At 70.3% G+C, this 23,884-nt stretch carries 19 protein-coding genes and 2 tRNA genes; 15 read left to right on the forward strand and 6 right to left on the reverse strand.

The window, feature by feature from the left end; all coding sequences use genetic code 11:
• Window positions 1-1,785: 1,785 nt before the first annotated feature.
• From ACF07N_RS15180 to ACF07N_RS15210, 7 genes are all read left to right on the forward strand, one after another.
• The gene (locus ACF07N_RS15180; protein ID WP_392112599.1) at window positions 1,786-2,325 is read left to right on the forward strand and encodes a hypothetical protein; all 540 of its coding nucleotides are present in this window, start codon (window positions 1,786-1,788) and stop codon (window positions 2,323-2,325) included.
• A 286-nt stretch (window positions 2,326-2,611) separates the two neighbouring features.
• Window positions 2,612-2,959 carry a hypothetical protein gene (locus tag ACF07N_RS15185; RefSeq protein WP_392112602.1) on the forward strand — a complete coding sequence of 116 codons (348 nt, stop codon included), beginning with the start codon at window positions 2,612-2,614 and terminating at the stop codon, window positions 2,957-2,959.
• A 500-nt stretch (window positions 2,960-3,459) separates the two neighbouring features.
• Window positions 3,460-5,835 carry a glycoside hydrolase domain-containing protein gene (locus ACF07N_RS15190; protein ID WP_392112605.1) on the forward strand — a complete coding sequence of 792 codons (2,376 nt, stop codon included), beginning with the start codon at window positions 3,460-3,462 and terminating at the stop codon, window positions 5,833-5,835.
• A 7-nt stretch (window positions 5,836-5,842) separates the two neighbouring features.
• Entirely contained in the window at window positions 5,843-6,268 is a 426-nt protein-coding gene (locus ACF07N_RS15195; protein ID WP_392112607.1) for a hypothetical protein, read from the forward strand.
• Window positions 6,265-6,954, forward strand: a complete 690-nt coding sequence (locus ACF07N_RS15200; RefSeq protein ID WP_392112610.1) for a hypothetical protein — start codon at window positions 6,265-6,267, stop codon at window positions 6,952-6,954. The genes ACF07N_RS15195 and ACF07N_RS15200 overlap by 4 nt, the downstream gene beginning before the upstream one ends.
• Window positions 6,955-7,068: 114 nt before the next feature.
• Complete coding sequence (locus tag ACF07N_RS15205) at window positions 7,069-7,395, forward strand: hypothetical protein (protein ID WP_392112613.1); 327 nt, start codon at window positions 7,069-7,071, stop codon at window positions 7,393-7,395.
• Window positions 7,396-8,237: 842 nt separating this feature from the next.
• Window positions 8,238-9,182 carry a tyrosine-type recombinase/integrase gene (locus tag ACF07N_RS15210; protein WP_392112616.1) on the forward strand — a complete coding sequence of 315 codons (945 nt, stop codon included), beginning with the start codon at window positions 8,238-8,240 and terminating at the stop codon, window positions 9,180-9,182.
• 91 nt (window positions 9,183-9,273) lie between these two features.
• On the opposite strand, the gene ACF07N_RS15215 is transcribed toward ACF07N_RS15210, so the two are convergent.
• Together ACF07N_RS15215 and ACF07N_RS15220 are read right to left on the reverse strand one after the other, a co-directional pair.
• Window positions 9,274-9,346: transfer RNA gene (locus tag ACF07N_RS15215), tRNA-Arg, on the reverse strand.
• Between the two features lie 192 nt (window positions 9,347-9,538).
• A tRNA-Ser gene (locus ACF07N_RS15220) sits at window positions 9,539-9,632 on the reverse strand.
• Between the two features lie 210 nt (window positions 9,633-9,842).
• Between ACF07N_RS15220 and ACF07N_RS15225 the strand changes: the two genes are divergently transcribed.
• Together ACF07N_RS15225 and ACF07N_RS15230 are read left to right on the forward strand one after the other, a co-directional pair.
• A complete protein-coding gene (locus ACF07N_RS15225) occupies window positions 9,843-10,355 on the forward strand; it encodes an SSI family serine proteinase inhibitor (RefSeq protein WP_383580159.1) in 513 nt (170 codons plus the stop codon).
• 330 nt (window positions 10,356-10,685) lie between these two features.
• Window positions 10,686-15,590, forward strand: coding sequence for a PAS domain-containing protein (locus tag ACF07N_RS15230; RefSeq protein ID WP_392112620.1), 4,905 nt, complete (start codon window positions 10,686-10,688; stop codon window positions 15,588-15,590).
• A 15-nt stretch (window positions 15,591-15,605) separates the two neighbouring features.
• On the opposite strand, the gene ACF07N_RS15235 is transcribed toward ACF07N_RS15230, so the two are convergent.
• On the reverse strand, window positions 15,606-16,184 hold the full coding sequence (locus tag ACF07N_RS15235) for a TetR family transcriptional regulator (protein WP_383342034.1): 579 nt from the start codon (window positions 16,182-16,184) through the stop codon (window positions 15,606-15,608).
• A gap of 128 nt (window positions 16,185-16,312) precedes the next feature.
• On the opposite strand from ACF07N_RS15235, the gene ACF07N_RS15240 reads away from it, so the two are divergent.
• Window positions 16,313-17,512: an MFS transporter gene (locus ACF07N_RS15240; RefSeq protein WP_392112625.1), complete on the forward strand. Its 1,200-nt coding sequence runs from the start codon at window positions 16,313-16,315 to the stop codon at window positions 17,510-17,512.
• Between the two features lie 112 nt (window positions 17,513-17,624).
• On the opposite strand, the gene ACF07N_RS15245 is transcribed toward ACF07N_RS15240, so the two are convergent.
• The 3 genes from ACF07N_RS15245 to ACF07N_RS15255 form a co-directional block, all read right to left on the reverse strand.
• The gene (locus ACF07N_RS15245) at window positions 17,625-19,304 is read right to left on the reverse strand and encodes a long-chain fatty acid--CoA ligase (RefSeq protein WP_383342028.1); all 1,680 of its coding nucleotides are present in this window, start codon (window positions 19,302-19,304) and stop codon (window positions 17,625-17,627) included.
• Window positions 19,305-19,513: 209 nt separating this feature from the next.
• Entirely contained in the window at window positions 19,514-20,074 is a 561-nt protein-coding gene (locus ACF07N_RS15250) for a SigE family RNA polymerase sigma factor (RefSeq protein ID WP_392112628.1), read from the reverse strand.
• A gap of 276 nt (window positions 20,075-20,350) precedes the next feature.
• Window positions 20,351-20,677: a hypothetical protein gene (locus ACF07N_RS15255; protein ID WP_392112631.1), complete on the reverse strand. Its 327-nt coding sequence runs from the start codon at window positions 20,675-20,677 to the stop codon at window positions 20,351-20,353.
• A gap of 365 nt (window positions 20,678-21,042) precedes the next feature.
• Here ACF07N_RS15255 and ACF07N_RS15260 point away from each other — a divergent pair, with 365 nt between their 5' ends.
• From ACF07N_RS15260 to ACF07N_RS15280, 5 genes are read left to right on the forward strand one after another with little or no spacing between them, the layout of a single operon-like run.
• Entirely contained in the window at window positions 21,043-21,909 is an 867-nt protein-coding gene (locus tag ACF07N_RS15260; protein ID WP_392112634.1) for a bifunctional DNA primase/polymerase, read from the forward strand.
• A gap of 34 nt (window positions 21,910-21,943) precedes the next feature.
• Window positions 21,944-22,408, forward strand: coding sequence for a hypothetical protein (locus ACF07N_RS15265; RefSeq protein WP_392112636.1), 465 nt, complete (start codon window positions 21,944-21,946; stop codon window positions 22,406-22,408).
• 9 nt (window positions 22,409-22,417) lie between these two features.
• Complete coding sequence (locus ACF07N_RS15270; RefSeq protein ID WP_392112639.1) at window positions 22,418-22,957, forward strand: DinB family protein; 540 nt, start codon at window positions 22,418-22,420, stop codon at window positions 22,955-22,957.
• Window positions 22,958-23,001: 44 nt separating this feature from the next.
• Window positions 23,002-23,229 carry a hypothetical protein gene (locus ACF07N_RS15275; RefSeq protein WP_392112642.1) on the forward strand — a complete coding sequence of 76 codons (228 nt, stop codon included), beginning with the start codon at window positions 23,002-23,004 and terminating at the stop codon, window positions 23,227-23,229.
• A 40-nt stretch (window positions 23,230-23,269) separates the two neighbouring features.
• On the forward strand, window positions 23,270-23,842 hold the full coding sequence (locus ACF07N_RS15280; RefSeq protein ID WP_392112645.1) for a GNAT family N-acetyltransferase: 573 nt from the start codon (window positions 23,270-23,272) through the stop codon (window positions 23,840-23,842).
• The last annotated feature ends 42 nt before the right edge of the window (window positions 23,843-23,884 follow it).

Genomic DNA, 23,884 nt, shown 5'->3' on the forward strand with positions numbered 1-23,884 from the left:
GCAGGATTCGAACCTGCAACCTTCTGATCCGTAGGATCGGGCAGGCGGTCGTGCATGGGCCCCGCCTTCCTCCCGGCTGATCGTTGGCGATCGTGATCAACGGTCTCTGTGTGCTGTCGTTGCCGTCAGGATTGCCGTCAGCTCTGCACGATGGCACCGCCTGCAACGACGGCTCACCTGGCGATGTCCGCCGCGCTCATCCTGGGGCTGCCCCGCTCTGCGCGCCCGAAGCGCCAGAATTACGTAGCGTGCACATATGGGCGCGATTTCAGAGTTCAGGGAAACCTTCGTTCGACGATCTGCAGGGAGTGGAGTGACTATGACGTTGACTGGTGGGCTCGCGGCATCGCTATCGGTGCCGGAATTGCTGCACTCTGCAACGTGATCTTCACCGGCCTGACGTACCGTCGAGTCCACCCCAAAGTGAAGTGTCGCTCCTCCGCGCTGGCACGAGAACCGGCACGGAAGGGAACCCCGAGGCGAGCGACTACATCAAAAAACAACGTACGCACCTGCGGTTTCGGGTCCTGCTGTCCAACGGCGAAAGTGTCGTCAGTCCCAAGCTCAAAGACGACGAGTGGCTGTTGCCCGACGAGTGAGCAGTGAGGGCGGGGAAGTACTCGCCGACTCACGGCGCAGTGGAGGCGCCTCTCCGGGACTTTGATCACGAAGAGAGGTCCTGGCCGTGCGCCAAGACCTCTCCTGCCCTGAACTTGTCTGTACGGGGTCACCGCGGAGACAGGACCCTGAAGACCGGGAGTCCCCGCAGGGGTGGTGAGGGCTACCGGAAGCCAGTGATGTCGTTTTGCGTGATCAAGACCCGATGTAGGTCAGGACCACGAAGATCATGATCACGAGGGCGATGAACACGCCACCCGCCGTGGCCATGGCCTCGTAGTACGAGACCGCCTCCATCGTCCGACGGAGGATTCCCGCGAAGCCGCCGAAAATGAAGGTCAACCGGAGGTTGACCATCCATCAGAAAAGGTCAGGGAGCGCCCCAGGTAGATGCCCCTACACGCGCGTAGATGGATCTTGGGTAGCGCGTCCAGTTGCGTGGCGTCAAGCCGTTGCGGTCGCCTGGCCGCTTGGCGATCTTGCTTGACCGCTCCTCAAGAACCTCGGGGCGGCTCCGGGGTGTCGGTGTCCTCGAAGGGCGCCTGCTCCGGCACGAGGGACCCCCTGAAGCACGTGGACGAGTCCCTGGTGCCCTGAGGCGGCAGCATGCGGGAGGCGTTGACCCCGGCTCTCAGCGGAATTGATTGATCTGACGCCCTGACAGCAGAAAGGTGCCGCCGACCTGCGAGGATGCGAGTGTCTAGATCGAATCCGGCACAGGAGTCAGGGCACCTTCCTGGTGAGCGAGCGTACAGGGTGGGACCGTGGTCTGTCTGTGACGGCCGACGGGAAAGGGCTGGTCGGGCATGCTGGGGCGGTGCTGTTGCGCAGGCCGTGAAGGGCGCAATGGAATCAGGCCATCCCAGGGCGCTCGCCAGTCAGCCGCTGCGTCCCTCGGTCCTCAGTTCGAGGCCAGGTGGTCCTCTGCGGCAGTTCAGCTCATCGCCAGAAAGGCAGGCTTTCGCCTGTCTGGCAGGAACTTTCCCACCCCCGTAGAGGTGCCATTCGGGCATTTTTGGCATTCTGCAGCCCCTATAAGGAACTCCTCATGTCCAGTATCTGCTCAAGCAGACCACCTGGCACGAGGAAGGCTTGATCAAAACTGTTTCAGGCGTGTATGAAGAACTGGCTGCATAAGTAGTCCGGGATGACTTCAGGGGGGTTTTCATGAATACGGCGCCGGGTTCGTTACGGCGGACGACCACCGCATTTCTGATGGCCGTGGCACTCTTGACCGCTAGCCCTTTCATGGCCTCGTCACACGCGGCGAGCGACATCAACATCGGGCCTGGCGTCGACGCGGAGGCTGCTGCTTTCGTCAAGACTCACCCCAAGGAGGTGGCAACCATGGCCAACCTCTGTGGGGCGGAGTACGACACCATCGCTCTTGCTCTACGTCTGCCCACCGACGCAAGCCGCCTGGGTACGCTGTGGGTCTACGGCGGCAATGGTGCCGGTAGCAATCAGAACACCTGCTCCGTGTTCGACAACAACACGGGAACTTCCAAGTGGATGAAGCTGCAGCTCTGCGACAACTACACGAATACGCCGTGCGATGTCGACCAGGGCACCTTCAGTCAGTACGCCGGTCCCGTATGGCAGAAGCCTGGAGGCTGCGGCACGGTGACGGCCCTGATGAAGGCGTCATCGAGCTCTTCAACTTATCTCATCAACCGAGTCGCTGACAATGTCACCAACTGCAACTGACGCACACATGGCTGCCCATAAAGGACGTAAGACATTGCGACACAGTCACGGGATCACACTGTTGTGCGCGGCAGGGTTGCTGACGGTGCTCACAGCGTGTGGGGGCTCAAGCGACGCACGGACCAAGGGTGAAGGGCAGGTGTCCCGGCCAGCGGCTTCCGCAACCCCGGTCCAGAGGCCAGGCTCTGTTTCTGCGCCACCAAGGGCCTCCGTCGGCCCCGGGGGAGAGGATGCTGCGGCGCAGGAGGACGAGGCCCGCAAGCGGGCTGCTGCCGCACCCAGTGGCGTGCCGGTTTCAGGTGAACCCTTTGATCCCGCGAAACCGGATTTCGAGAGCCCTCTGGTCTCCCGCGGTGACGTCACCGTCTACCGAACCATCCGAACCCGCACGGGCCTGACCGTCCCCGTCACCATCACCAACACCGGTCGCGACCGCGCAGCCTATACGGCGGAGGTGAAAATCACCGGCCCGCAGGCCTTTGAGGCCGTTCTGCACGTCGGAACGGACGGCGCTCCCCTTTACCCCGGCACAAGCAGGCCCACCGAGTTGACCGCCACAGACCCTGGTAAGCCGGTGCCCTCCGACCCCACCATCACCATCACCCGCGTCACCCGCACACCGGACGAAAGCTGACGGCCTGCCTGTCGCCATGACCTCGGCATAGCTGAGGCCGGGTCTCGTCCTCGCAGGCGAGACCCGGCCTTGTGACCGCCCTACAGGAGGTCAGCGGCGGCCGTCGTGCCGATCGCACCCACGTCCAGGACTTCCTCTCAAGTATCCGTGCGCAGCTTCGCGCACGCCCGTACGGTCTCCAGGAGCGACGGCGTCCTGACGACATGCCGTCCGCGATGAGCGGGCGGATGGTCTGAGCATCGCCGGCGATTTCGGCATTCGCACCCAGTGCGTCGGCACGGTCCGTCAGGGCAACGGCCGCTGCGGCCGCATGTGTTCCTGCGGGGAAGGTATCGGCGGTAAGGCCCCGGGTCGGCAAGTCACCGCAGCGCCGGAACACTCAACTGAGGCGTCTGCCACCACGCTTACTACTCTCCGGTCCCTTCTTGTGAGGTCGGGGAGGCGTCCGTCTCGCCCGGACGAACACTCAGCGATTTACGAACGAAAGGTTGCCTGCCGTAATGGCTGACGAAATGGTGCTCCAGGCCCAGAAGTGGGTCAACTCAACCTACAAGAACGTTTCCGGCTACAACCCCGTCACGGAGAACGGCAAGACCGGCTGGAACACCATGTATTCCCTGACCCGTGCGCTGCAGTACGAACTCGGCATCACAGCGCTGTCCAACGCTTTCGGCCCTACGACGTTATCGAGACTGCAAGCCAAGGGTGCCATCAAGATCGGCGAGTCCAACAAGAACATCGTCAAGATCATCCAGTGCGGGATGTACTGCAAGGGCTACAGCGCCGGCGCCATCGACGGGGAGATGTCCCAGGCGACCCAGACGGGCATCAACACGATGATGCGGGACATGGGCCTTTCGGCAACCTACCTCAACGGCACCGTCCGCCCTAAGGTGTTCAAGGCCCTGCTGACCATGGACGCCTACATATTCCTGTCCGGCGGACTGGAACAGATCCGCTTCATGCAGCAGTGGCTCAACGGCCGCTACTTCGAGAAGTCGACCTTCTACATCGGCCCGTGCGACGGCTTCTTCTCCCGTGACGTCCAGCAGGCGCTGATGAAGGCCATCCAGTACGAGTCCGGCATTCCCGAGGACCAGGCCACCGGTGTCTTCGGCCCCGGCACCGTGGCCGGCCTGAAGGCCCACACCCTCTCCGAAGGCGACAGCGGCACGTGGGTCCAGCTCTTCACCGGTGCGTGCGTGGCGAACGGCCCCTCCAACACGAGTGGCGACATCGCCACCTTCGGCAACAAGTTCGACGCGGACCTCACCGACTGGGTCAGGAAGTTCCAGAGCTTCTCCGCGATCGGAGTGACCGGCAAGGCCGACTTCGACACCTGGGCGCAGCTGCTCGTCTCCTACGGGAACCCCGACCGGAAGGTCAACGCCTGCGACACCCGGTTCACCATCACCCCCCAGCGGGCGGAAGCCCTCTACCGGGAGGGGTACCGCGCCGTCGGCCGCTACCTGGACGAGCCGCCCGGGAGCACATTGAACAAGGAGATCCAGCCCGGTGAGCTGGAAGCCATCTTCTCCGCCGGACTGAACGTCATCCCCATCTGGCAGTACGACGCACGCAGTCTCGCGGACTTCAAATACAGCAACGGCTACCTGCACGGCAGCCTGGCCCACGGCCGCGCCGCCGGGTACGGGTTCAACAGGGGCACGGTCATCTACTTCGCGGTCGACTACGACGCCACCTCGGCGGACATGGACCTGATCATCGACTACTTCTCCGGGGTGAACGACGCGCTCAAGAGCAACGGCAGCAAGTACATCGCCGGTGTCTACGGCTCGCGGAACGTGTGCGCCAGCGTCTCCGGGGCCACCTACGTCCCTTACGCGTACGTCTCCGGCATGTCCTACGGATTTTCCGGAAACCTCGGCTTCCCGTTGCCGCAGAACTGGGCGTTCAACCAGATCAAGGAGTTCACCTTCCCCAACGGTTCGGACAGCTTCGGGCTGGACGCGGTGGCGCACCGCCCCGGCGCCGACTTCGGGCAGGAATCGGTCAACGATCCGGACGGTTCGTCGGTCGACGAGTTCATCGCCTACGCGCAAAGGGTGTACGACGCCGCGGTCTCCTACGGCAAGGGTGATCCGAACGAGCTCTCGTTGCAGTTCATGCGCTGGGACAAGTACACCGACGCCCGGTGGAGAGCGCTGTTCGGTGAGGTCGACGACGCCTTCATCAGCTACGCCACCGGCCGGGGGCTCGACCAGGCGAGGAAGCACGCGTACACCGACCCTTCCATGGGCGCCCTCATCAATCCGGACCACCTCGCGGCGAGCGCCAGTGGCTACTTCCTCAAGGGCAACGCCGGGGTGGGCAAGGCGAACCGCGCCGAACTGGCGAGCTGGGGCGGAGACCTGCTCACGTTCTACGGTGAATGGAGCCGCTCGGACAACGCGTCGCCCCTGGACTTCTGCCGCAAGACGCTGTGCAGGCCCGACGTCGCGTCGACGTTCGCGCTGGGCGACCTCATCGAGGACATCGACGGGTTCCTGATCGCCGAGCGCCTGAAGAACGGCAACACGAACATCGTCCAGGAGCTGAGGAGGATCCTGATCGGAACGGGCCATTTGACGCGCTTCAGTGACTTCAAGCGCTACCGGTTCGGCGGCGTCACGAGCAACATCCGGGAGACGGCGAAGGCGTTCCTGGAGGACCAGATAGACGACACGCTGCTGTCCTCCACCCGTACTCTCCTCATCCACAGGAACTGCCCGGCGGGCAAGGAACCGTGGAACGAGTCCGACTCCGTGATGAGCGAGTTCTACACGGGTTTCGCCGAGACGCTGCAGCGGCTCATCGACCAGCAGGTGGCGCGCCGGGCGAAGTTCCTCGCCGCGCAGGAAGCAGAGAAGAAGTAGGTTTCACATGTTTGTGATGGGCGCGTTGCTGGCTGCGAGTCTGGTCACCGTGGTGGCGGGCATCGTGGTGGTCCTCATCCTGCTGAGCCACCCGCCGCTGCCCGTGCGCAGGGTCTACGCGGTCGTCGCCCTGATCCTGGCCTCCTCGGCGGTGGCGGTGTACTGCTACGGCTGGTTCGCCGTCACCACGGGTGGGCCTTTCCCCGAACTGTGCACGAGCCGGAACGACGCCGGCGCCGACTTGGCGGCCATCGACCAGCAGTACTGGCCTCTTCGAAACGCCTGCGTGTACTCCGACGGGTCGACCGTGGAGTACGTCTCGGTGTCGGTCACCGTCTTCGTGTGCCTCCTGGCGGGTGCCGCCCTCGTCTCGGCCGGCACTTCCGTGTACCTGCGCAAGCGAGTCAGAAAAACATCTGGAGTGATCTCATGAACACCGATTTCTCACGCCGCACCCTGATCAGAGGAATCACCGGTGTCGCCGCCGGAGCCACCTTGCTCGCCACGGGGGAGGTCCTTCTCGCTCCCGGCACCGCCCAGGCCGCCGACGCCTCATGGAAGAGACCCAGATCGGCGAACGGCTGGGATGTCCTCACCGCGAGCTCGTCGGGCACCGCCCCCTACGACATACCGGGAACGGACCTCCGGGTCGTTCTGCGGGAAGGGGATGTGGGCACCGTCCTGGCCTATGTGGCGCAACGCTTCCACTACGACGTCACCCGGCTCGAAGCGAGCCGCGGACAGGTCATCGGGTACAGCGAGGACCGGCGGGTGGAGGCGGACTTCGAGTCCAACCACCTGTCGGGCACCGCGCTGGCGCTGTACCCGGACAATTACCCGCTCGGGGTCAAGGGCAACTTCTTCCCACACCAGGTCACGGCGATCCGGGACATCCTCGCCGAGCTCCAAGGTGTCGTCAGGTGGGGTGGCGACACGGAGTCGCCCAAGGAATCGGTCTTCTTCATCGACGTCCCGCCGGGTTCGGCGAAACTCCCCCAGGTCGCGGAGACCCTCAGGCAGTGGAGCGTCACCCCCGGCAAGGGGGCCGGGACCCAGATCATCGAAGACCCCAAGCGCATCACGGCCGCGAAGAAGCTCGCCGGTATCCAGGCGGCCTGACACGGCCGGTGGCCGGGGAGGCGGCGACCCGCACGGCGCCGGTCAGACACTCAGCGAGCCAGAGACCGGCGTAGCGAACCTTGATGTACGGCGAGGTGAGCCAAGGATTGCTCCGTGCACCAGGACGGCAGCCTCCAGGAGGGCTACTTCGCCGCCGAATTGACCGGTCTGAACACCCGCGAGGGCTGGCCCGAGGGGATGCGGCTGATCGTGCGCCGGGGGCGTCCGACCCGACGGCACCTCAAGAAGCTGACCGAGTTCGAGAAGAAGACCGGCTGGCGCTACTGCATCACCGCGACCAACATCCGTCACATACGGGGCGTCGCCGGCTCAGGACACGCCCAGTTCCTGCGCGAAGGCCCCGCCCGCGATCACACGGGACAAACAGGGCGAAGCGACGACCCGGTCAGGCACTCACGACCGCTGATGAATCGAGGTTGAGGAAGAGGAAGGACTGACATTTGCGGCGAATATCCGGACCATAGAGCCAGTAATAGCACCCTTCCACCTCTTGGCGACCGGATACCCTCAGGGCTAAATTGTTTTTATGAGCGTCGACCGCCAAAGCATAGTCCTCCACCTTAAGGCGAACTCTCATTTTCTTAGCCTTGGAACCGCTGAAGACATCGAGGCTAACAACACCAGGATCTCCTGGCTTCGGACGCTCAAGTTGAGTCACGGCCCAAGCACTGTGACGTACTCGGCTGCTGCTGCGGCAGCAATTACGTTTCCAGCAGCCTCTAGGGCAGAGTAGTCAGATGGGGAGAACTCGAGCTTATGCCTCTGGGTAGGCGTACCACTGAAACCGACTCTTGAGCGGCAGAAAGGGCGTCTACCATACCTAGTGTGTTTTCGCGACCAGTGTGGCGGCCAACCAAAGGTATCGTCTCACCTGGGTTCACCTTGCGCTCTGTGTGAATTTCCTCAGGCGGCACGTAAGCAGTGATTACATAGCTGCCCACCTCCGTCTGCCCCATCAGGACAGAGTCGAGGAAGGACTTGGCAAGAAATGAGTTGGCGTTGCCGAAATAGGCAGATTTCGACTTCCGGGCCACAACCCCAACTATCATAGACTTTCGTACACCAGCATGAAGGTCCTCACCTGCAACCCACGGGATCGTTCCCCCGCGACTCCGAGTCTCTTTATGGAACTCGACCTTATCGCCCAGTGAGTTTACGACGGCAGCGCGCTCCAAGATCGAGCGAATTCTGGAATCTCCCATTTTCCACGCCTGTGCAACAGCCTGACTTAGCAGTTCCAAATAGTCATCACTTTTTGAATCTTGAGGCAGAAGAAGACCCCTTGCGCCATCACCATTCTGCACAACAGGGCGCCACCTGCTGGCTGCGCGCAGGGCAAGGACAAGAACCGGCCCGAGCACAAGCGGCGCTGCTGCGCCCTCGGCAAGTGCTGCACGAAGCTCCCTTCGGACCGAACCGTGCGCTTCCTTCTGGTGATCCTGCGGGCCGCCCTCCAGCACGCAGTACGTGAGGACGAGCTGCCCCGCAATGTGGCCCGGAACGTGGAGCTGAGCATGGGAACGAAGCGTGAGATAGAACCGCTCACGGTCAAAGAGGGGCGTCAGCTCCTGGCGGCGGCCCGAGACAACCGACTGTGGGCCGCGTACGGGCTGGCGGTCCGCATCGGCCTGCGGCACGGCGAGCTGCTGGGGCTGCGCTGGTCGGACGTGGATCTCCACGAAGGCGTCCTCACCGTCCGGCAGGCCCTACAGCGGGTCGGCGGCGAACTGCTGATCGTCGCGCCGAAGACTCAGCGCTCGGCCCGTCGCGTGGCCCTGCCGTCCGAGTGCGTGACCGCGCTCCGCGCTCAGCGCGCCCAGCAGCTCGCCGACCGGAAAGCCGCTGGCTCGAACTGGAAGGGGACGGCCCAGGGCCTTGTCTTCACCACGAAGAACGGCACCCCCATCGAGCCGCGCAACCTGAACCGCTCCTTCGAGGCGCTGTGCGTCCGTGCCGGCGTCCGCAAGGTCCGCTTCCACGGCCTCCGCCACACGTGCGCCTCGCTGCTCCACGAACAGGGCGCCGACGCCCGCATGATCATCGAAGTCCTCGGCCACAGCTCCATCCGCGTGACCATGGACATCTACACCTTCGTACGGCTCGACTCCCAACGGTCCGCCTTCGACCGCGTCGGGGACGCACTGAGGGGTGACGGCAACGATCCGAATGATGACGACGGCCCGGCCGGTGTCCCGGTAGCCGTCTGATCGGCTTGCGAAGGCGGTTGCCGTCAAACACTGCCGTCAAGGCAAAAGCCAGAGGCCCTGTGGATCTCTCCACAGGGCCTCTGGTCTGCTGTGCACTCGGCAGGATTCGAACCTGCAACCTTCTGATCCGTAGTCAGATGCTCTATCCGTTAAGCTACGAGTGCTTGTTCTGTTTTATCGCCGCTCCCGGGCCTTCCGGCTCGCTCGCGGCGACAGGAAGAACATTACATGACTGCCGCCGCCATGTGAAATCCGTTAGCCGCACCCCTTGTGAGCTGCGAAAACGCCATCCGGGCGGGGTGTGCGGCACCCCGGCAACGGCGAAGCCCCGGTCGGCTGACCGGGGCTTCGTGATCTGGCGGAGGCGGAGGGATTTGAACCCTCGATGGGCTTTAAGGCCCAAACCGCATTAGCAGTGCGGCGCCATAGACCGGACTAGGCGACGCCTCCACACATCCGCCCGCGCGAGCGCGGATCGGTGCGTGCCGATGATGACACAGTCGAGCGTGCTGTCACCAATCGACCCCCACGGTACTAGGCGGGAAGGGCGCAGGGCAAAGGCCTTGCCGGGCCCGCGGCCGGTGCCGCCGCGACAGGGCCGCGGGGAGGGCGTGCGCGGGGCGCGCGCAACGTCCGGGAGCGTGCCGCGTTAGTCAGTGCATGTTGCGTGCCACCCCCCGGGCCACCGCCCGCCCCGCCCTGCGGCGCCTCTTCGTCGGCGCCGCTGCCTCCGTCGCCGCCCTCGGATCGCTGGCGGCCGTCTCCCCCGCCGCGTACGCCGGGGCCGAAGCCGCCGGTCCGCCGTCGCCCGCCCCGGCCGGCGGCGGACCAGACCGTGACCACCTCACCGTCACCGTGCGCAACGCCGGCGGCGGGGCCGACGGGACCTACGAGCTGTACTGCGGCCCCGCGGGCGGCAGCCACCCCGACCCGCGCGGCGCCTGCGCGACGCTGGAGCGGGACACGCGGTGGGGCCAGGACCTCTTCGCGCCCGACCCGGAAGGCGGCTTCTGCACCATGCAGTACGGCGGTCCGGCCACCGCGCACGTCACCGGCACCTGGGCCGGGCGCCCCGTCGACGCGACCTACGACCGTCGCGACGGCTGCGGGATCGCCCGCTGGGACCGGCTCGTGCCGCTGCTGCCTGACATGAGGTCCGAAGACAAGGGCTGACGACGGGCGGGAGGAAGGGCGGCCGGTCCGGAACCCGTTCGCGCCACGCTCCGCCCTCATTCCGCCAGGTCCGGGCGGCTCGGCCGAAAGATACAGAAACGCCGCTTCCGTAAAGGTCCCGGGGAGGTCCCGCGACGTCGTCGCAGGAGGGCGGGCGTTCGGCGCTCACCCGGTCGCCGGTTCGCCGTCACTTCCTCGTGCGACCTCCCTCTCATCCGGCGTCGCGAGCGCAACCGCAGCCCTTAGACTCCCTCGCGTGACACGCCGCGGGACGGTTGGCAAGATGGCCCGAGCGGTCGGCAAGGTGCGGTAACAGGGAGGAAGCGTCTCGTGAGCAGCAGGCCATCCCGAGGCGCTGCTCGCCTCGCAGCCATACTGGACGCCCTGCCGGACGCGTTGGTGCTGGTCAATGCCAACGGGACGGTCGTCAACGCCAACACCATCGCCCTGGAGGCCTTCGAGACCCCGGGCACCGCCCTGGTGGGGCGGGGACTGCTGGACCTGCTGCCGCAGTTCGACTCCAAGCTGATCCCGGGCTCCATGCGGCGGCCCGAACACCTCGACCCGCGGGCCCGGACCAAGCCCACCCGGATGGTCGCGCGCAGGACCGACGGGACGGAGTTCCCCGTCGAGGTCACCAGTGCGAATCTGGAGAACGGGCAGCAGGCCTACGACGGTTACGGCTACACCGGCGACGAGCTGCTGATGCTCGTGGTGCGCGATCTGTCCGGGACCGTGGACACCGAGGCCGAGCTCGCGCGGTCGCAGCGGCAGACCGAGATGATCCTGCGGGCCGCGTCCGAGGGCGTCGTCGGGACCGACACCGACGGGCGGATCGTCCTCGTCAACCCGGCCGCCGCCCAGATACTGGGTTACCGGGCCAGCGACCTCGGCGGACGCGAGCTGCACACACTCGTCCTGCACTCCCGCCCCGACGGCTCCCCCTTCCCCTACGACGAGTCGCCGCTGGCCGACACCCTGCGCTCCGGGCGCAAGCACCGGGTGCGCGGGCAGGTGCTGTACGCCAAGGACGGCTCGAAGGTGCCGGCCGACCTGACGACCGCGCCCGTGCGCGACGGGGACCAGCTCGTCGGCGCCGTCATGACCTTCACCGACCGGCGGCCCTATGACGCCGTCGTCGAGGAGAAGGAGGCGGCGGAGCGGGCGCACGCCGAGGAGCTGGAGCGAATCGCCGAGGAGCACGCCTCCGAGCTCACCGCCCTGCGCCAGCGGCACGTCACCGAGGTGGAGGAGCTGCGCGAGCGGCACGCCGAGGAACTCGCCGCGAACGAGGAGCGCTACGCCGCCCTCGGGGAGCGGGAGAAGGACCGCTACGAGGCGCTCGCCGCCCGGCACGAGCAGCTGCTGACCCTGCTCGGGCGCTCCCTGCGCGGGCCGCTGGAGGAGCTGCGCCGCGAACTGGCCGCGCTCGCCGCCGACGACGCCGGGCAGCTGTGGCCCGAGGCCAACCAGGTGCTGCACCACCTGTCGGCCGGCTACTCGCGCATCACCACCCTGATCGACAACGTCCTCGGCTACCAGCGCCTCGACGCGGGCAGTGAGAACGTCACCCGGACGAAGGTGATGCTCGACGCCGTCGTCGCCGCCGGTGTCGACGGGGCCGTCGAGCTCATCGGGCCCGGGCGGGTGCAGTTCGCCGTGCACGCGCCGCCCATCGAGGCCGAGGTGGACCCCCGGCTGCTCGCGACCGCCCTCGCGCACCTGGTCGCCGACGTGGCCGGGGTCGACGCCACCGGCAACACGCCCGTCTCGGCGGGCGGTTACCTGGACAACACCGTCGTGGTGGCGGCGGCGCAGCGCGGTGAGGTCGTACGCATCGAGGTGCGCGGGCCGTACGCCGGGGGCGACACCGTCCACGAGCCGATCGTGCGCGGGATCGTCCGGGCCCACGGCGGCGTGCTGCAGACGCACGAGGTGCCGGGGATGAGCGGGAGCGCGTACGTCCTGGAGGTGCCGCTCGGGGGCGGGGCCGGAGCCGTGACCGCGCAGCCGGCGGACGAGACCGCCGCTGCCGCCGCCGCACCGGTGGAGCAGACGTCCGGTGGCGGGCGGCGCCGCGCGCGGCGGGGCTCGACCGACGCGTTCCTCGACGCGGACGGTCCGGCCGCCGAGAGCGACGGAACCGACGGTGCCGAGGGAGCCGGCGACGCCGGTGCCGAGGCGGGCGCGCCGACCGGACGGCGCCGGCGGCGGGCCGCCGGTGGACCGGCCGCTCTTCCGGCGCAGGCGTCCGGTGAGGGCGCCGTGTCGGGCGGTACCGGGCGGCGGCGCGGCCGGGCGGCCGAGGACGCCGGTGCCGGTGGCGGTGGCGGTGCTGCCGAAGGTGGTGCCCCGGACGCGCTCGGCGGTGCCGTCCAGGGTGTCGCCGAGGGGGCCGTCGTCACGGCCGCCGAGCAGGGGGCCGGGACCGCGGCCTCGGGCTCGGGGCTGGGCGGGACCGTTCCGCCCCAGGGCGTACCCGCTCCGCCGGCCGGGCGGCGCGCCCGGCCCGAACCCGGTGAGCAGCACGCGCTGCCGCCGGCGCTGCCCGCGCCGTCGTCCGGTGAGGCCTCCGGTGGCACCGGCGGCCCGGGCGACGCGGCGCAGGGGCAGGCCCAGCAGCCGACCGGGCGCCGGCGGCGGGCGCTGGCCGCAGCGAACGAGAGGGCGGCGGCCGCGCAGGAGGCGGCGGGGCCGCGTCCGGTGTTCGCGCTGCCGCCCGCCGAGGCCGATCAGGCCCCGGCCGCGGCCGGGCAGACAGCCGTGGCGGTGCCGCCGCACGGCACGGCGGCGGGTCCTCCCGGGACTGCCGTCCCCGGTGGGGCCGGACCGGAGACCGCTTCTGACGGCGGCACTGACGAACAGCGGCACGACGCCGCCCCGCCCGACCAGTCCGCCGATCACACGCCTCCGCAGCCCCATCCCACCAGCGCGCCCACCGGACGCAGGCGGCGGGCCGTGGCAGCACCGCAGCCGGCCGAGGACGCCGGGGCGCAGACGCCGGGTACGGCCGTGCCGGGGGTGCCCGGTGCGGAGGTCCCCGGCTCTGCCGTTCCTGCTTCTGCCGTTCCTGCTTCTGCCCTTCCCGGTCCGGCCGTTCCCGGTGTGCCGGTGCCGGGGGGCGTGCCCGTGGGGTCGGGGCAGGTGGCCGCCGTGCCGCAGAACGCCGGTGGTCAGGTGGCTCCGGGCCAGGTTCCCGGGCAGGGCGTTCCCGGGCAGGGCGCGGTGGCCGCCGGTCAGGTCGCGCCGGGTGCGGCCGTGCCGCCGCAGGGCACCGCCGTCCCTCCGCAGGGGAACGTCCCGCAGGGGAACGTCCCGCCGGGCGCCGTGCCCCAGGGCGGTCTGCCGCAGCCGCAGGGCACCGCTGTCCCGCCGCAGCACGCGGTGCCGCAGCACACGGCCGTTCCCGCCCAGGGTGCCGTGCCGCCCCAGGGCGTCCCCGCCCCCGGGCAGGGCGTGGCCGCACCCGGGCAGGGTGTCGCCGTACCGCCGCAGGGCGTGGCCGTACCGCCGCACGGTGCCGCCGTACCGCCGCAGGGCGTCGGTGTGCACCCGCAGGTCGTGTCCGTGCCCGCGCAGGGCGGGCTCGGGCAGAGTGTGCAGGCCGCGCTGCCCGGGCAAATGGCGCAGGCTCCGGTCCAGGCCGGGCCGCAGGGCGCGCAGCCGCTGCCGCAGCAGGGCGGCCTCGTGCCGGAGCCGCAGGTCTCCGCCGGGCAGCCGCTCCCCGCCGAAGCCGTACCCGCACCCGCACCCGCACCCGCACCCGCACCCGCACCCGCACCGAACGGCGCCACCCCGCCGCACGGCACCCCCGCGCCGCAGCCCTGGCCCGCCGACGGCACCTCGGGAGCCGGTGTCGCCGTACCGCCGGGCGGGGCCGGGCACGCCGTGCCGCCGAACGGTGTCGCCCCTGCGGCCGGATCGCAGCCGGGCACTCCCGCCCAGGGCACCCCGCTGCCCCCGGAGGGCGTGCCGCGGGTGGCGCAGCCGTTGCCCGCCGAGGCCGCCGCGCCCGCCGACCCCAACGCGACGCAGGGACGGGCGATCAGCGTGCGGACGCTGGGCCAGGGCGTGCCCTTCAACCGGCAGGCGGCCCAGGTGCAGCAGCCGTCGGCGACGCCTCCCCCGCACCAGCCGGGCGGTTCGGGCCGACGCCGCAAGCTCGGCACGCCGCCCGACCCGGCCGCACGGACGGACCAGGCGGCGCGTGCCGACGGGGCGTCCCGCTCCGAGCAGGCGCCGCGTCCGGAGCAGGCCGCCCGGCCGCACCCGGTGGCCGAGCCGGCGCCCGCGCAGGTGCCCGCCCAGGCCTCCGCGCCCCTGCCCGCGCAGCCGTCCCTCGCCGGCCAGTCGCGGCTCGCGCATCTGACCGAGGGCGGCGGGCGTTCCTACGCCATAGGCGCCCCGGACGAGAACGCCGCCGAGGGGCCCGAGCCGCTGGACGGTCCGGGCGGTGCCGTCGAGGTGGCCGATCCGCCGCGGCCGCAGCCGATGGACGACGAACTTCCGCCCGAGCCGCTGGACAACCCGCGGCGGCTTCTGGTGTGGCCGGCGCCGGACGTCAGCACGCAGCAGGCGCTGAGCGACCGCGGCTACCGGCCGGTGATCGTGCACTCGCGCGAGGAGGTCGACGCGCAGATCGCGGCCTTCCCAGCGGCGCTGTTCGTCGACCCGCTGACCGGCCCGATCACGCGGACGGCGCTGCAGTCGCTGCGGCAGGCCGCCGTGGCCGCCGAGGTTCCGGTGCTGGTCACGGCCGGGCTCGGGCAGGCCTCGCGGGACGCGGCGTACGGCGCCGATCCGGCGGTGCTGCTGAAGGCGCTGGCCCCCCGGGACAGCGAGCAGCACCCGCCGCGCGTGCTGCTCATCGAGGAGCACGCGGAGATCGCGCTGGCGCTGACGGCGACGCTGGAGCGGCGCGGGATGCAGGTCGCGCGGGCCGCGAGCGACGCGGACGCGGTGACGCTGGCGGGGCAGTTCCGGCCGAACCTGGTCGTGATGGACCTGATGCAGGTGCACCGGCGGCAGCCCGGGTTCGCCGGGATCATCGACTGGCTGCGGGCGAACGGGCAGCTGAACCGCACCCCGCTCGTCGTGTACACGGCCGCCGTCGACCCCGCGGACCTGCCGCGGCTGGCGTCGGGTGAAACGGTGCTCTTCCTCGCCGAGCGGTCCACCAGCGGCGAGGTGCAGTCCCGGATCGTGGAACTGCTCAGCCGGATCGGCACCAACTAGCCGTGCGTCCGGCGGTCAGCGGGCGGTGAGCCTGCGGGCCGCCTCCTTGACCGAGGCGCGCAGGCGGTCCCGGTCGGTCTCGTCGTCGCCGACCAGGATGCGCCGCATCTGCGGGACGACGGCCGTCCAGTTGGCCAGGGCGGTCAGCAGGAAGAGCAGGTCGGCCGCCGGGAGGGCGTCGGTGACGACGCCACGGTCCTGGCCGTCCTCGAGGGCGGCGACCTTGCGGCGGTAGTGCTCCTGGCGGTCGGACTCGTGGGGCAGCTCGGTGCTGCCGTACTCCAGGCCCTCCCAGAACAGCAGGCGCAGCAGCTCGGGATGGGCGGCGTGGTAGTCCATCAGGCGGTCGATCCAGCCCTCCAGGTCGTCCGCGTCGACGGGGACGGCCTCGGCGAGGTGGAGCATCTTGCGCTCCAGGACGATCGCGAACAGCTCCGCCTTGTTGCCGAAGTAGGCGTAGATGAGCTGTTTGTTGGCCTTCGCCTCGGCGGCGATGCGGTCGATGCGGGCGCCCGCGATGCCGTGCCGGGCGAACTCGGCGACCGCCGCCTCGAAGATCCGGGCCTTGGTGGCCTCGGGGTCCCTTGCTGCCATGGGGAGAGGGTAGCGCGCCAGGTAACCAACTGTTTGGTTGACAGGAATGAACGAGCCGCCCATGCTGTTCCGCAGATGTCCAACCAACCAGTTAGTTGTTAGAGCCGGCTCCAAGGAGTCCTCCCCTCATGTCGACAGCGACCACGACCCCGCCCCGCCGTAAGGCCTCCGCGCGGCAGGACCGCACCCCCGCCCCCGGTCTCTTCCTCACGCTGATCGCCGTGTGCAGCGCGGTGACCGCCGCCAACATCTACCTCGCCGCGCCGCTGCTCTCGCTCATGGCCCGCGACTTCGGCTCGGCGCCCTCGGCCGTCGCCTGGATCGCCTCGGTCGCGCAGCTCGGCTACGCCGTCGGCCTGCTGTTCTTCGCCCCGCTCGGCGACTGCGCGAACCGGCGCCGGCTGGTGGCCGGGCTCACGCTCGTGACCGCCGCCGCACTGGCCGCCAGCGCGGCCGCGCAGGGCGTCGGGGCGCTCGCCGTGGCCGTGTTCGTCGCCTCTGCGGCGACCGTGGTGCCGCAGCTGCTCGTGCCGCTCGTCGCCGAACGCGCCCCCGCCGACCGGCGCGCCCTGCATGTCGCGGCCGTGATCGCGGGCCTGTTCACCGGGATCGTCGCGGCCCGGGTGCTGGGCGGCCTGGCCGGTCAGGCCTTCGGCTGGCGCTGGGTCTTCGCGGGCGCGGCCGTGCTGACGCTCGTCCTCGGGCTCGCCACCGCGTCCGTCCTGCCCTCGCGGCGGCGCGGGACGGGCTCGCTGTTCTCCGGCCTGGCCGCCCTGCCGTCGGTGCTGCGCGGCTCGCCGGACCTGTGGCGGGCGTGCCTGCGGCAGGCCGGCATGTTCGGCGCCTGGAGCGCGCTGTGGACGTCGCTCGCGCTGCTGCTGACCGGACCGGCGTACGGGCTGTCCACCGCGACGGCCGGGCTCTTCGGGCTGTTCGGGCTGACGGCGACCGCGGTGGCACCGCTGGCCGGCGGGCTCGTGGACCGGTTCGGCGCGGCCCGGGTCGTGCGGTCCGCGTATCTGCTGGCCGCCGTGTCGGTGCCGCTGTTCTGGCTGGGCGGGCACGTCCTGGTGGCGTTGTTCGCCGCCGCCGTCCTGATCCACGCGGCGCTGGTCGCCTCGCACGTCGCCAACCAGACCCTCGCCCTGACCGCGACCGCCACCCCGGCCACCGCCAACACGGCCTACGTCGTCGCCGGTTTCGCGGGCGGCGCCGCCGCCTCGGCCCTCGCCGGGGCCGCGTACAGCCACGTCGGCTGGGGCGGGGTGTGCGGGGTCGCCGCGGTCTGGCTGGTCCTCGGGTGGGGGCTCAGCTGGTCGCGACGGTAAGAGCGCCGGAAGTCCGCCACAGCGGCGGGACGACGGTGAGGCGGGCGGGAAGCCGCCCGCGACGGAGGAAGCCCCCGGCGGTCGTCGCCGGGGGCTTCCTCCGTCCGTGCGGTCAGGCGAGGGACGTGACGTCCAGCTCGCCCTGCGCGTACTGCCGGCGCAGCACCTTCTTGTCGAACTTGCCGACACTGGTCTTCGGGACCGACTCGATGACCGTCCAGCGCTCCGGGAGCTGCCACTTGGCGATCTTGCCCTCCTCGGCGAGGAAGGCGCGCAGGGTCTCGAAGGTCGCGGTGGAGCCCTCCTTGAGGACCACCGTGGCCAGGGGGCGCTCGCCCCACTTGTCGTCGGGGACGGCGACGACGGCGGCCTCGGCGACGTCCGGGTGGGACATCAGCGCGTTCTCCAGCTCCACCGAGGAGATCCACTCGCCGCCGGACTTGATGACGTCCTTGGCCCGGTCGGTGAGGGTGAGGTAGCCGTCGGGGGAGATGGTGCCGACGTCGCCGGTCTTGAGCCAGCCGTCCTCGCTGAACTTGTCGGCGGGGCGCAGCGGCTCGGCGTCCGGGCCGTTGTAGTAGGCGCCCGCGATCCACGCGCCGCGGACCTCCAGCTCGCCGGCGGACTCGCCGTCCCAGGGGAGGCGCTCACCGCCCGGCCCGGTCAGCCGGGCCTCGACGCCGGCCGGGAAGCGGCCCTGGGTCAGGCGGTAGGCGAACTCCTGGTCCGTGCCGACGGCCGAGGCGGGCGGACGGGCCACCGTGCCCAGCGGGGACGTCTCCGTCATGCCCCAGGCGTGGCAGACCCGCATGCCCAGCTTGTCGAAGGCCTCCATGAGCGACGGCGGACAGGCCGAGCCGCCGATGGTGACCTGGGTGAGGGAGGAGACGTCCCGGGGGTGGGCGGTCAGCTCCGCGAGCAGGCCCTGCCAGATGGTCGGGACGGCGGCGGCGTGGGTCGGCTTCTCGCCCTCGATCATCGCGGCGAGCGGGGCGGGCTGCAGGAAGCGGTCCGGCATCAGCATGTTCACGCCGGTCATGAAGGTCGCGTGCGGCAGGCCCCAGGCGTTGACGTGGAACTGGGGGACCACGACCAGCGAGGTGTCCTCGTCGGTCAGGCCCATCGACTGGGCCATGTTGACCTGCATCGAGTGCAGGTAGATGGAGCGGTGGCTGTAGACCACGCCCTTGGGGTCGCCGGTGGTGCCGGAGGTGTAGCACATGGCGGCGGCCTGGCGTTCGTCCAGCTCGGGCCAGTCGTAGGAGGTGGGCTTGCCGGCGATGAGGTCCTCGTACTCGTGGACCCGCGCGGTGGCCCCGGCGAGCAGGGAGCGGTCGCCCGGGCCGGTGACGACCACGTGCTCGACGGTCTTCAGGTGCGGCAGCAGCGGGGCGAGCAGGGGGAGCAGCGAACCGTTGGCGATGATCACGCGGTCGGCGGCGTGGTTGACGATCCAGGCCAGCTGCTCGGGCGGGAGGCGGAGGTTCAGGGTGTGCAGGACCGCGCCCATGGACGGGATCGCGAAGTACGCCTCGACGTGCTCCGCGTTGTTCCAGGCGAGCGTGGCCACGCGCTCGTCGTCGGTGACGCCGAGGTCCTCGCGCAGTGCGTGGGCCAGCTGGGCGGAGCGGGCGCCGATCTCCGCGAAGGAGCGGCGGTGCGGTTCGTCCTCACCGGTCCACGTGGTCACCTGTGATGTCCCGTGGATCGTCGACCCGTGGGTCAGGATCCTCGAGATCAGCAGCGGTACGTCCTGCATGGTGCTCAGCACGGCGTCCTCCCGGGGCGACATTGCCTACGCGGTGGTAAAGGTTGCGCTGATTCTGCGCACATACCACGCGGTATGTCACTAGGACCGGGCGATCGATCACATCACGCCATGCGGGCGGGCCGGCTCACAGCGGGTCAGGACGGCGCCCGGCCGGGCTTTCCACCTGGGACTACCGACGGTCACACCCACAGGGACCGCGGGAGACGGACCGCCGCAGGTCACCGCGGGATTCACTGACGGACGAGCCCCAGTTCGGCGTCCTCGCGCAGCTTGGCCAGGGCGCGTGACACCGCCGACTTCACCGTGCCCACCGAGACACCGAGCACCTCGGCCGTCTGCACCTCGCTGAGGTCCTCGTAGTACCTGAGGACCACCATGGCCCGCTGCCTGGCGGGCAGCCGCATGATCGCCCGCCACATCGCGTCACGCAGCGCCTGCTGCTCGGCCGGGTCGTCGCCGCCGGGCACCGGGTCCGGCTCGGGCAGCTCGCCGCAGGTGAACTCGTCGACCTTGCGCTTGCGCCACTGCGAGGTCCGGGTGTTCAGCAGCGCCCGGCGCACATAGCCGTCGAGGGCGCGGTGGTCCTCGATGCGCTCCCAGGCGACGTACGTCTTGGTGAGCGCGGTCTGCAGCAGGTCCTCCGCGTCGCTCGGATTCCCCGTGAGCGAGCGGGCGGTACGCAGGAGCACCGGCCGGCGGGCCCTGACGTACGACGAGAACGACGGGTACGGAAGGGTCTGCGCCGTGGGTGCGGCCGCCTTCGAAGCGCTCGTGCAGACGAGTGTGGTCATGGCTCCACGCTATGAGCGGGGCGATGCCCGGCGGATCGGCCGCAGGTCCCGAAGCGGGGTCCCCCTCAGGTTGTAGGGGTGGGGGTGGCTGCACCTCCTGTAGGTGGAGCGGCGGACCCGGCGTACTGCGGGATCACCCCTGCGGGTCGAACGACGTGGAGTGGTCGGAACACGCCTGTGCGGCGGTACCGGAGCACCGCCGCTCAGACGCTTGTCACCCCACGAAGCACACCCATCCCGACGGCGGGCCGGTACCGCCGCACCGGCCCGCCCGGCTCACCACCACAGAGGGGCGAAGCTGACGGCGGTGTTGGCGTTGCCCTGGTTGACGGCCGTGAACGCCGAGCCGTTGACCTGGGCGGTGTTGCTCTGGTTCGAGGCGCCCTCACCCACGGCCTGCTGCTGGGTGGTCGCCGCGTTGCCGAAGTTGTCACCGCCGACGCCGCTGCCGAGGATGCCCTGCTCGGCCTCGGTGACGGACGCGATGGATCCGTTGTCCGCGAAGGCGCCGTTGTCCGCCGTCGCGACCCCGGTGAAGAGGGCGGCCGCGAGCGGAAGGGCGGAGACGGCGGCGATGACGCGGGCGGTACGGATGCTTGCCATGGTGTTGTCCCTCCAGGACTTCGGAACCGTGCGCACCGGCCGGTCACCGCCGGTGCGCGAAGTGCTGCTCTCACCAGGGAAGTTGGCCGGCCGCCCTGGCGTTCTGCGCGACGTCGCGAGTCCAGAGTTGCCCACCGAATCCCCGGCGAACCACCCCGGAAGCCGCGATTCGCACGCAAGCGTGATGACAAGTCGATAAACCCCTTCCCGCCACTTCCGTACCGAACGAGGACACAAGGGGGCGTTCGGACCCAGGTGCCGCAAGGGACGAAGCGTTCCCGCACCTTTCGGGCACCGCACGCCTCTCCGGCGCGTCGCGGCCGCCTCCTCTTTCCTTTTTCGAATGCGTGTACGAAACTAGAGTCATGGCCACCACCGACCGGCAGGCCACGACGCTGGCCCTCGCACACGCCCTGTCAGCCGCCGAGCGCGGGCTCGCCGTCATCCCCCTGTCGCGCACCAAGCTGCCCGCGCTGCGCTCCCCCCACCGCGACGACCCCGCCCCCTCCCCCTGCCACGGCGCGTGCGGCCGCCTCGGCCACGGGGTGTACGACGCCTCCAGCGACCCGGCCCGCATCCGCGAGCTGTTCGCCGCCGCACCCTGGGCGACCGGCTACGGCATCGCCTGCGGCCTGCCCCCGCACCATCTGATCGGCGTCGACCTGGACGTGAAGACCGGCACGGACTCCTCGGCCGCCCTGCGCGAGCTGGCCCTGCGGCACCTGTTCACGATCCCCCCGACGGTGGTGGTCCTGACCCCGTCCGGCGGGCGTCACCTGTGGCTGAGCGGCCCGGCCGACGCGGTCGTCCCCAACTCCGCGGGCCGCCTCGCTCCCGGCATCGACATCCGGGGCGCCGGCGGCTACCTCGTCGGCCCCGGCTCCCGCACGGACCGGGGCGTGTACGCCGCCGCGCCCGGCACCGCCCACCTGCCCCCCGCCCGCTGCCCGCGCTCCCTGCTGCGGCTGCTGCTCCCGCCGCCCCGCACCCGCCACGCCACACCCACCGCGGCCGGCGGGCACGGCGAGGGCCTGGTCCAGTTCGTCCTGGCCGCGCACGAGGGCCAGCGCAACACCCGCCTGTTCTGGGCGGCCTGCCGGGCCTACGAGGACGGCATCGGCCCGGCGCTCGTGGTCCCCCTGGTCGAGGCGGCCCTCACCACCGGTCTGACCGAGCGTGAGGCCCGGGCGACGATCGCCTCGGCGGCCCGGATGACGGGACACCGGCCGTGACCCGAGCCCTGTCCCTGAGCACCGGAAGACCCCCATGCACTCGCACGCCAACCCGCCGGCCATGGCGCTCGCCCGCCTCGTCCTGGCCTCCGGCCGCTCGGTCGACCTCGCCGAGCTGCGCTTCTCCTCCACCTACGGCGGCCTGCCGGCCGGCTATCCCTGCAGACCGGTGAACGACCTGCGCATCGCCCGACTGGTGGGTGCCGCCGAGCGCGCCCATCCCGGCACACCCGTGCACCTGGTGCCGCCCGTGCGCGAGTACCCCGACCAGTACGCGGGCGGCCTCGGGCCCGTGGAGATGCTGCCGGCCGTGGCCTGCCTGGGCACCTTCCAGTCCACGGCCCTGGACCCCGGCCGCGACCCGGTCATCTACCGCTCGCGCCTGGTCGTCGTCTGGTTCCAGGCCACGACCCGCCTGCCGTCCGGCTGCGACGCGGAGCCCGCGCTGCGGGACCTCGACTGGGCGGGACTGGCCCGGGACGCCCGGACCGTTGCGTAGGGTCGTCCGATGAGCGTCTCCCGCGGGGAACTGCTGCGCGAGCAGTTCGAGTCGACCTGGTCGTTGTTCGAGTACCACCTGGAGCGGCTGGAGCCGGAGGACTTCCTCTGGGAGCCGGTGCCGCACTGCTGGACGCTGCGCCGGGCCGCCGACGGCAGCTGGGTCCCGGACTGGGCGGACACCGAACCCGACCCCGTGCCGGTGCCCACCATCGCCTGGGTGAGCTGGCACATCGGCTGGTGGTGGAGCGTCACCCTCGACCACGCCCGGGGCCGCCCGCCCCGCGACCGGGCGGACATCGCCTGGCCCGGCGCGGGCAGCGCGACCGTCACGTGGCTGCGCGACCTGCGCACCGCCTGGCTGTCGGTCCTGGACGGCCTCGCGGACGCCGACCTGGACGCCACGGCACCGTTCCCGTGGCGGGACGATCCCCGGTACACGGTCGCGCACATGGTGGCCTGGGTGAACACGGAACTCACCAAGAACGTGAGCGAGATCGGCCAGCTCCGGCTGCTGCGGGCGGCCTCGGCGGTACGCCCATCACACTGACCGCACCCCGGTGACCTGGGAGAAGGCGGTTCGTTGAAGCGAGCATGCGAACTCGTCTGCTTCCCCGTGCCGCTGTGCTGCTGCTCGTCCTCGTCGCCCTCCAGGGCGGTGCGCCCGCCCTGGCCGCCGAGGGCGGCGGCGGGGGTGGGGGCGGCCGGTCCGGCTCGATCGACCCGCTCACCCCGTTCGCGCAGGGCGCCTCGGCCCTCGCGGGCATGGCCCAGCCGTTCTACACCGCCTTCAGCCAGGCCGTCTCCCCGCCGCGGGCCTGATCCGGCGGCACGGCCGCGCGGCGCGTGGCATCGTGAGGGCATGAGCATCGACGTGCGCCCCGCCACGGACTTCGAGGACGTCCGCGCCGTGCTCGGCCCCAAGTCACCGGACGCCAACGTCTGCTGGTGCCTGAGCTACCGGATCCCGTCCAAGCTCAACAACGAACTGCGCGGCCCGGCCCGCGGCGCCTACGTCGCCGAGCTGTGCCGCGCCGACCCGCCCCCGGGCGTGCTCGCCTACGACGGTGACGAACCGGTCGGCTGGGCCGCCGTCGCCCCCCGCGCGGCCACCTCCTTCGCCCGCAACCGCAAGATCCCGCACGTCGACGACCTGCCCGTCTGGTCCCTGTGGTGCGTCCGGGTCCGACCGGGCCACCGCAAGCAGGGCATCTCCCACGCCCTGATCGCCGGCGCCGTCGACTTCGCCCGCGCCCAGGGGGCACCGGCGATCGAGGCGTATCCCCTGGACAACGGCGACGCCAAGGTCGATCTGACGATGGCCTACGCCGGTCTGCGGAAGAACTTCGAACGCGCCGGCTTCACCTGGGCGGCGGCCACCACCTCGGTCCTGGCCGGGCATCCCCGGGTCCTGATGCGGCTCGGCCTGCGCTGAAAAAAGGCCCGACCGCTGGCGACGGGGGATGCACCAGCGGTC

The sequence above is a fragment of the Streptomyces sp. NPDC015242 genome, from assembly GCF_043079125.1.
In the GTDB taxonomy this organism is placed as follows: Bacteria; Actinomycetota; Actinomycetes; order Streptomycetales; family Streptomycetaceae; genus Streptomyces.